An 11,547-nucleotide genomic window follows, 5' to 3' on the forward strand; every position below is an offset into this window, starting at 1 on the left:
CGCACCACCACCCGCAAACCCACCAGAACCCCCGACGAACCCATCGCCATCGTCTCCATGGCCTGCCGACTGCCCGGCGGGATCAACACCCCGGAAGCCTTCTGGGAACTCCTCGCGGCGGGTGGCGACGCGGTCGGCGGGCTGCCGCCGCGCTGGGCGGACCTCGACGTGTACGACCCGGACCCGGAGGCCGTCGGCAAGAGCTACGCCCGCGAGGGCGGCTTCATCCACGACGTCGAGGGCTTCGACGCGGCGTTCTTCGGGATCTCCCAGCGTGAGGCGCTGTCGATGGACCCGCAGCAGCGGCTCGTCCTGGAGGCGTCCTGGGAGGCCCTGGAGCGCGCGGGCATCCGGCCCGGGTCGCTGAGCGAGAGCAGGACCGGTGTCTACCTCGGGGCGATGAGCTCCGACTACGGCGAGCAGGGCCGCGAGCTGGACGCCTTCGACGGCTACGTCAGCACGGGCAACGCCGCCAGTGTGGTGTCCGGCCGGGTGGCCTACGCGCTGGGCCTGCAGGGCCCCGCCGTCACGATCGACACGGCGTGCTCCTCCTCGCTGGTCGCACTGCACCTGGCGAGCACCGCGCTGCGTCAGGGGGAGTGCGAGCTCGCCCTGGTGGGCGGAGTGACGGTCATGAGCACTCCGCGTCTGATGGTGGAGTTCTCCCGGCTGAAGGGCATGGCGCCGGACGGGCGCTGCAAGTCGTTCTCCGCGCTGGCGGACGGCGCCGGATGGTCGGACGGCTGCGGCATTCTCGTGCTGAAGCGTCTCTCGGCGGCCGAGCGGGACGGCGACCGGATCATGGCCGTCGTGCGGGGTTCGGCGGTGAACCAGGACGGTCGCAGCCAGGGCCTGACCGCCCCGAACGGGCCGTCGCAGCAGCGCGTCGTGGAAGAGGCCCTCGCGGCCTCCCGGCTCTCGCCGGCGGACATCGACGCCGTCGAGGCGCACGGCACCGGCACCCCGCTGGGCGACCCGATCGAGGCCGGCGCCCTGGCCGAGGTCTTCGGGCCGGGACGTCCGGAGGAGCGCCCGCTGTGGCTGGGCTCCTCGAAGTCCAACCTCGGGCACGCGCAGGCCGCCGCCGGAGTCGTCGGCGTGATGAAGATGGTCCTGGCCCTTCAGCACGGGACCCTGCCGAAGACCCTGTACGCCGCCGAGCCGAGCCCGCACATCGAGTGGGAGGGCAGCGGCCTCGCCCTGCTCGGCGAGGCCCGCCCCTGGGAGCGGGACGCGGAGCGCGTCCGCCGCGCGGGCGTGTCGTCGTTCGGGCTGAGCGGCACCAACGCCCACGTGGTGCTGGAGGAGCCGCCCACCGCGGAGCTTCCGGACCCGAAGACGGACGACGGCACCCCGCTGCCGGTGGTGGTCTCCGGCCGGGACGAGGCCGCCCTGCGCGAGCAGGCGGGCCGCTGGGCCGACTGGCTGGCACGGCACCCGCGGACGCCCATCGCCGACGTGGCGGTCACGGCCGCCCGGCACCGCGCCCACTTCGAGACGCGGGCGAGCGTCGTCGCCGCGGACACCGCGGCCCTGGCCGGGGCGCTGCGGGCGCTGGCGGAGGGGCGGGCGCATCCGGACCTGGTGGAGGGTGCCGCCGCCCAGGGGGATCTGGCGGTGCTGTTCACCGGCCAGGGCAGCCAGCGCGTGGGGATGGGCCGCGACCTGTACGCGGCGTTCCGCGTGTACCGGGAGGCGTTCGACGAGATCTGCACGGCGCTGGACCCGCACCTGTCGCGGCCGCTGACCGACGTCGTGTTCGCCGCCGCGGACAGCGCCGACGCGGCGCTGGTGCACGAGACGGAGTTCACGCAGCCGGCGCTGTTCGCGCTGGAGGTGGCGCTGTTCCGGCTGTGGCAGGCCTGGGGCGTCGCGCCGGCGGCGGTGGCCGGGCACTCGGTCGGTGAGCTGGCCGCGGCGCACGTGGCCGGGGTGCTGGACCTGGCGGACGCGGCGCGGCTGGTGGCGGCGCGGGGCCGGCTGATGCAGGCCTGCGAGCGGGGCGGCGCGATGGCCTCGGTCGAGGCGTCGGAGCCGGAGGTCCTCGAGGTCCTGGCCTCGGTCGAGGGCCGCGTGTCGGTGGCCGGGCTCAACGGGCCCGCGCAGACCGTCGTCAGCGGTGACACGGCCGCGGTGGAGCGGGTGGTGGAGCACTTCACCGGTGCCGGGCGGCGCACGCGGCGCCTGGACGTGTCGCACGCGTTCCACTCGCCGCACATGGACGCGATGCTGGCCGCGTACGAGGAGGTCGCCGCCTCCTGCGTCTTCCACGCCCCGCGGACCGTCCTGGTCTCCACCGTCACCGGCGCCCCGGCGTCGGCGGAGGAGTTGTCGGACCCGGGCTACTGGGCACGGCAGGTGCGGGACGCGGTGCGGTTCCTGGACGCGGTGCGCTCGCTCGAGTCGTCCGGTGTCGGCCGGTACCTGGAATGCGGCCCGGCGGCGGTGCTGTCGGCCATGGGCGCGGCCTGCGGCGGCGAGGACGCGGTGTTCGTCGCCTCCCAGCGCGCCCCCCGTTCGCCCGGCGAGGCCGTGGACGAGGTGCGGGCGCTGGTGCGGGCGGCGGGTGCGCTGCACGTGTCCGGGCAGGAGATCGCCTGGGAGCGGGCGCTGCCGGAGGGCACGCCGGTGGACCTGCCGACGTACGCCTTCCAGCGCGAGCGTTTCTGGCTCCGCCCCGCCCGCACCGGTCTGCGCGACGCGCGGCAGGCGGGCCTGGCGCCCGCCGACCACCCCTGGCTGGCGGCGGTCGTCGCCCAGGCGGACGGCGAGGGGCACCTGCTGTCGGGACGGCTGGTGCCGGCCGAGCACGGCTGGCTGCGGGACCACGCCGTCTTCGGCTCCGTCCTCGTCCCCGGTACCGGGCTGCTCGACCTGGCGCTCGCCGCGGCCCGTGCCGCGGGCGCGTCCGGCGTCGGGGAACTCACCCTGGGGAAGCCCTTCGTGCTGACCCCGGACACGCCGGTGCGGATCCAGGTGAAGGTGGGCGCGCCCGACGACGACGGCCGGCGCTCCCTCACGATCTTCAGCCAGCCCGAGAGCTCCGCCGAGCCGGGCGCCTGGACGACGCACGCGACCGGTGAGCTGACCGACGGGGTGCCGGACGGCGCCCTCGACGGGCTCGCCGAACTGCGGGACTGGCCGGTGCCCGGCACCGAGTCCGTGCCGCTGGACGGCTTCTACGACACGCTCGGCGCGCAAGGGCTGCACTACGGGCCCGCGTTCCGCGGGCTGGCCTCCCTCGCCCGGAGCGGCACGGTCGCCTACGGCCGGGTCGTCCTGCCCGAGGAGCAGCGCGCCGACACGGACGGCTTCGGCGTCCATCCGGCGCTGCTGGACGCGGCCCTGCACGTCCTCGCGGGTGTGGACACCGGTGACCGGCCGGAGGACACCGTCCTGCTGCCGTTCGCGTGGACCGGCGTGACCCTGTTCGCGACGGGCGGCACCGAGTTGCGGGTGCGCCTGGAGGTGACGGGGGCGGACGAGGCGGGCGGCCGCCAGGTGACGCTGCTGGCCACCGACCCGGCCGGCGAGCCGGTGCTGCACGCCGTGGGGCTCCGGGTGCAGCAGGCCACCGCGGACCAGCTGCGCGTGGCGGCCCCCGACGCCCCGGACGACCTGTACCGCGTCGACTTCCAGCCGGTGGACCCGCCCGCCGCCGAGCTGCCGGTGGGCGCCGTCGTGGTCGGCTCCGACGGCACGGTGGCCGACGCGCTGGGCGTGCCGCGTCACGCGGACGTCGACGCGCTGCTGGCGTCGGGCGAGGTCCCGCGGCTGATCGTGGTCGACGCCACGGGTGGGACCGCGGCGGATCCCGGAACGGCCGTGCGGAAGGTGGCGGTCGACGCGCTCGGCGTGCTGCAGCGGCTGCTGGCCGAGGACGCGCCGGCGGCCACGGTGGTCTGGCTGACCCGTGACGCGGTCGCCGCCCGTCCCGAGGACGCCGTCGGCTCCCTGGGCGCCTCCCCCTTGTGGGGCCTGGTGAGGGCCGTGCGCGGTGAGCACCCCGACCGGGTGGTGCGGCTGGTCGACGTGGACGGCGCCGGGCTCGGCGCCGGCGCGCCCGCCGACCTGCTGGCCGCCGTGCTGACCCTGGACGACGAGCCGGAACTCGCGGTGCGGGGCACGGCCGTGTTCGCCCCGCGGCTCGTGCCCGCGCGCCGGACCGCGGCGCGCGGCGCGGGCACCCTCGAGCCGCCCGCGACGGACGGCCCCTGGCGGCTGGACATCCGCGAGAAGGGCAGCATCGACAGTCTCGAACTGGTCCCGGCGGGCGGTCCGGAGCCGCTCGGGGAGCACGAGGTGCGCGTCGCGGTGCGGGCCTCCGGCATGAACTTCCGCGACGTGCTCAACGCCCTCGGCATGGTCGCCACTCCCGCCCTGGGCCTGGAGTTCGCGGGCGTCGTCCTGGAGACGGGCTCGGCGGTGACGCATCTGCGGCCCGGCGACCGGGCCATGGGCCTGGCGCTCGGCGCGTTCGGCACCGAGGTGCGCGGCGACGGACGGCTGATGACCCGGCTGCCCGGGACGCTGACCTTCGAGCAGGGGGCGACCGTTCCGCTGGCCTTCCTCACGGCCCACTACGCGCTCACCGAGCTCGGCGGGCTGCGCCCCGGGGAGAAGCTGCTGGTGCACGCCGCCGCCGGCGGTGTCGGCATGGCCGCCGTGCAGCTCGCCCACCACCTGGGGGCCGAGGTCTACGGCACGGCCAGCGCCCCCAAGTGGCCGGCCCTCGCCGAGCTCGGCCTGCCGCCCGGGCGGATCGCGTCCTCCCGCGACACCTCGTTCGAGCAGCGGTGGCTGGAGGCCACCGGCGGGACCGGGGTCGACGTGGTGCTGAACTCGCTGGCGGGCGAGTTCACCGACGCCTCGCTGCGGCTCCTGCCGCGCGGCGGCCGGTTCCTGGAGATGGGCAAGACCGACATCCGTGACCCGCGGGAGGTGGCCGCCGCCCATCCCGGCGTCGCCTACAGCGCCTTCGACCTGATGTCGCTGGAGCCGGAACACCTGCAGCGGCTGCTGGCGGAGGTGTCCGCGCTGCTGGCCGACGGCGCCGTCGTGCCGCTCCCGTACCTCGCCCACGACGTGCGGGAGGCGCCCGCCGCCTTCCGTCACATGGCGCAGGGCCGGCACACCGGCAAGCTGGTGCTCACCGCGCCCCGGGTGCTCGACCCGGAGGGCACGGTGCTCGTCACCGGCGGCACCGGCGACCTGGGCCGGGAGGTGGCGCTCCACCTGGTCGCGGAACACGGCGTCCAGCACCTCGTGCTGACGTCCCGCCGCGGACCGCGGGCGCCGGGCGCGGCCGAACTGGTCCGCGAACTGGAGGCGGCCGGAGCCCGGTCCGTGCGGGTCGAGGCCTGCGACGTCGCCGTCCGCGAGGACGCCGCCCGCGTCCTGGCCGCGGTGGATCCCGGGCATCCGCTGACCGGCGTGGTGCACCTGGCGGCCGTCACCGACGACGGCGTGCTGCGCAACCAGACCGCGGAACGGTTCGAGGCGGTCCTCGCCCCGAAGGCGGACGGCGCCTGGCACCTGCACGAGCTGACGCGGGAGTGCGACCTTGCCCTGTTCGTGCTGTTCTCCTCGGTGGCCGGCACGCTGGGCTCGCCCGGCCAGGGCAACTACGGCGCCGCCAACGCCTTCCTCGACGCCCTCGCCGCGCACCGGCGCCGGCGCGGACTCGCGGGCGTCAGCCTCGCCTGGGGCCTGTGGGCCCAGGACGGCGGGGGCCTCACCTCGCGGCTGGGCGAGGCGGAGCTGGCCCGGATGCGCCGCACGGGAGCCCGCGCCATGACCGTCGCCGAGGGCCTCGCCCTGCTGGACGCGGCCCTGCGGCGGCCCGAACCGCACCTGGTGCCCGCCCCGCTCGACCTCGGGGCGCTCCAGCGGGCCGGCGCCGAGCGCCTGCCCGCGATGCTCCGCGGGCTGGTGCGCACCGGCCCCCGCCAGGCGGCGCCGACGGCGGAGCACGCCTCGGGGCTGCGCGAGCGGCTGTCGGACCTGCCGGGCGAGGAGCGCGCCGTGGCCCTGCGGAAGTTCGTGCAGCAGGAGGTCACCGCGGTGCTCGGCCTGTCCGCGGCCGTCCCGCAGGACAAGCCGATGCGCGAGTTCGGCTGGGACTCGCTGATGGCCGTCGAGCTGAAGAACCGCATCGCCAAGCACACCCAGGTCGCCCTGCCCAGCACCCTCGCGTTCGACTACCCGACGCCCCGGGCGATCGCCGACTTCCTGGACACCCGGCTCACCCCCGCCGAGCCGGTCCGTGACGACACCCCGCCCGCCGACCCGGCGCGGGCGGCCCGCTGGGCCCTGGACCGTGTCACCGCCGACCAGCTGCGGCAGAGCGGACTGCTCGACCGGCTGCTGGACCTGGCCCGCCCCGCCGAGGCCCCGCCCGCCGGCGGCGCCGGCAACGCCCTGCGCGCCGCGGAAGAACTGACCGAGGAGGAGATGGACGAGGCCCTCGACTCCATTCTCGGCGGCGTCTGACGCCGTCCTCGCACTCGCCGGGGCCCGCAGGACGCGGACCCCGGCCCGCATCCCCCCACCGGAACCGTTCCACAGGAGTTGATCAAGTGACAGTGACAACGACAGAGACCGCGGCGGTGCGGGAGCCGCGCCCCGAGCAGGCGCCCTCGCGCCGCAAATGGGTGGCTCTCGCCGTGGTGCTGCTCGCCGCCTTCCTGGACAACGTCGACTCGACGATCGTGACCGTCGCCCTCCCCGACATCCAGCGCGAGCTGGGCGCGGACTTCGCCACCGCGCAGTGGACCCTGGCGGGCTACGCCCTGGCCTTCGCGGTCTTCCTGATCACCGGTGGCCGCCTCGGCGACATCTACGGGCGCAAGCGGCTGTTCATCGCCGGCGTCATCGGGTTCACGCTCGCCTCCGTGATGTGCGGCGTGGCCGCCTCGCCGGGCGTGCTGGTGACCGGCCGCCTGCTGCAGGGCGTCATGGCCGCGCTGATGGTCCCGCAGGTCATGTCGGTCATCATGACGACGTTCGAGCAGAAGGACTGGGTCGTCGCGTTCTCCATGATGGGCGCGGTCCTCGGGCTCGGCGGCGTCGCCGGACCGCTGCTGGGAGGCATCCTCACGGATCTCGACCTGCTGGGGCTGGGCTGGCGCGCGATCTTCCTGATCAACATCCCCTTCGGGATCCTGGCCGTCGGCCTGGCCCTGTGGTGCCTGCCCGAGAGCAAATCCGAACAGGCGACACGGCTGGACGTCCCGGGCGTCTTCCTGCTCAGCCTGGCGGCGCTCGGCCTGATGTACCCGCTGGTGCAGGGCCGTGAGCAGGGCTGGCCCGGCTGGATGTTCGCCGTCATGGGCGGTGCGTTGGTGCTCCTGGTGCCGTTCGCCCTCTACCAGCGGCGCCGGCACGCCAAGGACGGGTCGGCCCTGGTGCCGCCCACCCTGTTCCGGCACCGCTCCTTCACCGCGGGCGTGTTCGTGGTGATGCTCGCCTTCTCCGGCATCACGTCGTTCTTCCTGGTCCTGACCTACCAGATGCAGCTGGGTCTCGGCTGGTCCGCGCTGCGCACCGCCCTGGTGACCGTGGCCTTCCCGATCGGCATCATGGCGACCTTCCAGATCGCCTGGCGCAAGGGCACCGCCAACGGGCGGGTGTACGTCGCCATCGGCACCTCGATCATGGCCCTCGGGACGCTGCTGATGATCGCGCTGAACCACATCCAGGGACCCGACCTGACCTGGCTGCAGCTCGCCGGGGCCGAGCTGGTCGTGGGCCTCGGCATGGGCCTGTGCTCGCCGATCCTGACCAACGTCGTGCTCGGCGACGTCCCGCCGCAGGACGCCGGCGCCGGATCGGGCGTCGTCAACGCGCTCATCCAGTTCGGCACCGCCGTCGGCATCGCCGTCGTCGGCGTCATCTTCTTCAGCCTCTCCGGGTCCGGCACGGGCCCCGACCGGGCCCAGCGCTTCAGCGACGCCACCGCCGCCACCCTCTGGTACAACGCGGGCGTCTTCGTCCTGGTCGCGGTGCTCAGCCCGCTGCTGCCCGGCCGCAAGAAGGCCGAGCCCGAGGCCGGCCCCGACACCGCGGACACCGCCCGGTCCGCCGAGCGGGAGCCCGCCGCCGTGGGCGGTGTCGCGGCCGACCGGGTCTAGGCCGAATTTCTCCCCTCCCCGAAAACTCCGGTGCGGCGGGCGTCAGTTATCTGTGCCAGCCTGATCGGAAGAAATGAAGAAACCCCCACAGGAGGTCCTGTATGGCGGAGACGCCCGACACCAATGCCCAGGAGACCGAGGTCCAGCGCAAATTCCGTGAGGCCCTGGAGCGCAAGAGCAGGGCCAGCCAGGCCAAGCAGGCGCACGAGGAAGGCCGCCTGAAGGTCAAGGGCATGAGCGGACCGGCCGGCAAGAAGCGCTTCATCCGCCGCAAGACCGGCTGACGGCGCACGGCACGACGCGCGGGCTGCCCGCGGTCCCCCTTTCCGGGGGGCCGCGGGCAGCCCTTTTTCCCGTTTGCCCCTCGCGCTGCCCCAGCTCTCCCCTTGTTCTTCCAGGGTTATCTCCTCGTCCGGTTCGCGATGCGGTCCCGGAATGCTCCGGAACTGCTCGAGAAACACTCGTGAACGACTTGATAAACGCACGAACGGGCCGTCTCCAACAGCGGTTTTCCGTCAGGACCGTGGAATTGCCCCCGGCGGACGGGGAGCGGGTCTCGAGCACGGCTCCAGTGCTTCACGAGCGGCGGGCACCACAGTCGTGCGCAAGGGCGCGACAGGAACGTCCGGGACCGAGGAGCTGACCACCGTCGCCATGTCTGCCATCGCCGAGACCGTCAAGGCACCGGTCGCCCCGCAGGGCCGCTGGGAGGCGGACGCGCGGGCCCGCGCGGACCGGCTCGAAGCCCTCCTCGGCGATCCCTACGACCCGGCCAACCCGCACGGACTGGGCGCCCTGTTCGCCGCCGACGGCCGGCGCACCCCGCCCGCCGCGACGGAGGAGCTGCTCTCCGGAACCGGCCTCGCGGCCGAGTTCGTGCCGGCGGAGGAGGGCGGCCTGCTCACCCGCGCCGACCTGCTCGCCCGCGCGCTGCGCCCGGTCTTCCGCCGTGACGTCGCCCTCGGCTTCGGACACGGCATCACCTCGCTCTTCGCCACCGGCGCGGTGTGGGCCGCCGGCACCTCCGCCCAGCGCCGCGATCTGGCGGACGTGCTGCTCGGCGGCGGGCGCGCCGCGATCCTCCACCACGAGCTCGCCCACGCCAACGCGATCCTGCGCGACGAGTTCACCGCCCGCCCGGCGGAGGACGGCGGCCACCGGCTCCACGGCCGCAAGGAGGTCATCATCAACGCCTCCCGCGCCGACGCCCAGGTCGTCTACGCCCGCACCGACCCCGCGCGCGGGCCGCGCAGCCACTCGGTGTTCCTCCTGGACCCCGCGGAGGCCGGCCCCGGCGCGGTCCGCCACCTGTCCCGCGTGGAGACGACGGGCATGCGGGGGGCGCTGTTCTCCGGCCTGGAGTTCACCGGGCGGTACGTCCCCGCCGACGCCCTCGTCGGCGGCGTCGGCGACGGCGTCACCCTGGCGCTGCGCACCTTCCAGGTGAACCGGAGCCTGATCTGCGGTGTCGTGGTCGCCGCCGCGGACACCGTCCTGCGCTCCGCCGTCCGCGCGGCGACCACCGGCCGCACCGGCCCGGTCGCCCGCCGCTGGCACAAGGCCCTCACGGGAGTCTTCGCCGACCTGCTGGCCTGCGACAGCATGGCGACCGTCGCCCTGCGCGCCCTGGGCCTGCTGCCGGACCGTGCCCACGTCCTGGCGGCGGCCGTGAAGTACGCGGTGCCCGACCTGCTCCGGGAGAACCTGGAGGAGCTCGCCACCGTGCTCGGCGGTCGCGGCTACCAGCACGACAGCCCGGAGTACGGCGCCCTGGGCAAGCTCGTCCGCGACCTGCCGGTCGCCGGACTGGGCCACGCCGGAACCGCCTCCTGCCAGGCCGTGATCGTCCCCCAGCTCCCCTGGCTCGCCGAGCACGCGTGGTTCGCCGAGCAGGAGCCCCCGCCGGAGCTGTTCCGCGGCGGTCCGCTGCTGCCGCCGCTGGACTACACCGCCCTGGGCATCGCGGGCGGCGGCGACTTCATGGCCGCCTCCCTCGTAGCCTCCACCGACCGGCTGGCCGCCGCCCGTGGTGTCGGCGGCCGGATCGCCGCCCTGGCGCAGCTGGCCGAGGCGTTCACCGCGGAGCTGCGCGCCCTGCGCGACGCCTGCCGCGGGCTGCCGCCCGCCGGCGCGGCGGGAGCCGACACCGCCGCGCTGTGCGTCCTCAGCGACCGGTACAGCCTGATCGTGGGCGCCGCCGCGGTCCTCGGCGTCTGGGAGGCGCAGGACGGCACCGACCCCTTCCTCGCGGACGCGGCGTGGGCCGTGCTCGCCCTCTCCCGCATCGGGGCCCGGCTGGGCATCCCGGTGCCCGACGTGCCCGACGAGTGCACCCGGCAGGTGCTGGACGAACTGATCCGCCGCTACCGGAGCGGGCACAGCTTCGACCTCGACGCCACGCTCCTCGCACAGTGACCGGTCCGACTCCGGCACCACCACCGGCCGCGGCGGCCGCGTGGCGCACCACGAAAGGGGGAGACAGCGTGACGGGACCGATCCGCACGGACGTCCGGGGACCGGGCCGCACCGAGCCGGGCGCCCGGCCGGCCGGCGCCGGCCGCATCGCCGAACCGACCCACGTCGGCGGCCCGCACGGCCCCTGGGACCGGGTCCGCGACGCCATGGAGCTGCGGGGCAACGCCGTCGTCCACACGACCTGGGGCGAATGGCTCGGCGCGGCCGTCACCGACACCGCGCTGCGCCCCCTGCTCGGCCGGGACTGGCCGCGCTACCGGCGGCTGAGCGATCCCCTGGTCCGGCTCCGGTTCGTCACCTCGCGGATGGCCACCAAGTACACGGCGGCCGCCGCCCTGGGCGCCGAGCCGGCCGAGCTGGACCTGGCCTACCGCATCGGAGGCAGGCCCTACCTGCGCGGACTCGACCAGATCGACGTGAGCCTCACCCACACCGACGACCTGATCGCCGTCGGCGTCAGCCGCAACGGCCGCATCGGCGTCGACGCCGAACCCGCCGACCGGACCCTGTCCTTCGACCTCCTCCAGCAGCACATCTGCAGCCCCGCCGAGCGGGCCGAGCTCCAGGACCTGCCCGAGGACCGGCGCACCGCCGAACTGCTGCGGCTGTGGACCCTGAAGGAGGCCTACACCAAGGCGCTCGGGCAGGGACTGCGGCTGTCCTTCAACGAGTTCGGCTTCGGCGTCGGCGGAGGGGGGCTGCTGGCGCCCGACGGGCGCCCCGCCTCCCGTGGCGAGTGGTCCTTCGCCACCCACCGCGTCCTGGACCGCTACCTCGTCAGCGTCGCCTGCCACGACGCCGGCCTGGACACCTCCCGCGACACCTCTCCCCGCACCATGCTCGACGAGGGCTTCCTGAGCGCGGTGACCGGTCTGCTCACCGGCCCGGACGGCTGAGCACGGCGTCGGAACGGTTCCAGGCGCTGTCCAGGCAGGCCGGC

At 75.1% G+C, this 11,547-nt stretch carries 5 protein-coding genes; all 5 read left to right on the top strand.

The window, feature by feature from the left end; all coding sequences use genetic code 11:
* Positions 1 to 48: 48 nt before the first annotated feature.
* Complete coding sequence (locus ABZ836_RS28915; RefSeq protein WP_361147113.1) at positions 49 to 6,492, top strand: type I polyketide synthase; 6,444 nt, start codon at positions 49 to 51, stop codon at positions 6,490 to 6,492.
* A gap of 92 nt (positions 6,493 to 6,584) precedes the next feature.
* Positions 6,585 to 8,132, top strand: a complete 1,548-nt coding sequence (locus tag ABZ836_RS28920) for an MFS transporter (RefSeq protein WP_361147071.1) — start codon at positions 6,585 to 6,587, stop codon at positions 8,130 to 8,132.
* A gap of 101 nt (positions 8,133 to 8,233) precedes the next feature.
* Positions 8,234 to 8,416, top strand: coding sequence for a DUF5302 domain-containing protein (locus ABZ836_RS28925; protein ID WP_356138830.1), 183 nt, complete (start codon positions 8,234 to 8,236; stop codon positions 8,414 to 8,416).
* A gap of 370 nt (positions 8,417 to 8,786) precedes the next feature.
* On the top strand, positions 8,787 to 10,547 hold the full coding sequence (locus ABZ836_RS28930) for an acyl-CoA dehydrogenase (RefSeq protein ID WP_361147074.1): 1,761 nt from the start codon (positions 8,787 to 8,789) through the stop codon (positions 10,545 to 10,547).
* A gap of 68 nt (positions 10,548 to 10,615) precedes the next feature.
* Positions 10,616 to 11,503 carry a 4'-phosphopantetheinyl transferase superfamily protein gene (locus tag ABZ836_RS28935; protein ID WP_356138826.1) on the top strand — a complete coding sequence of 296 codons (888 nt, stop codon included), beginning with the start codon at positions 10,616 to 10,618 and terminating at the stop codon, positions 11,501 to 11,503.
* Positions 11,504 to 11,547: the final 44 nt, after the last annotated feature.

It is taken from the genome of Streptomyces sp. NPDC047130, from assembly GCF_040643475.1.
In the GTDB taxonomy this organism is placed as follows: Bacteria; Actinomycetota; Actinomycetes; order Streptomycetales; family Streptomycetaceae; genus Streptomyces.

What these genes read in the sequence shown, in the direction of transcription:
- ABZ836_RS28925 (WP_356138830.1), top strand. Translation starts at nt 8,234, where the DNA reads ATGGCGGAGACGCCCGACACCAATGCCCAGGAGACCGAGGTCCAGCGC.
- ABZ836_RS28930 (WP_361147074.1), top strand. Translation starts at nt 8,787, where the DNA reads ATGTCTGCCATCGCCGAGACCGTCAAGGCACCGGTCGCCCCGCAGGGC.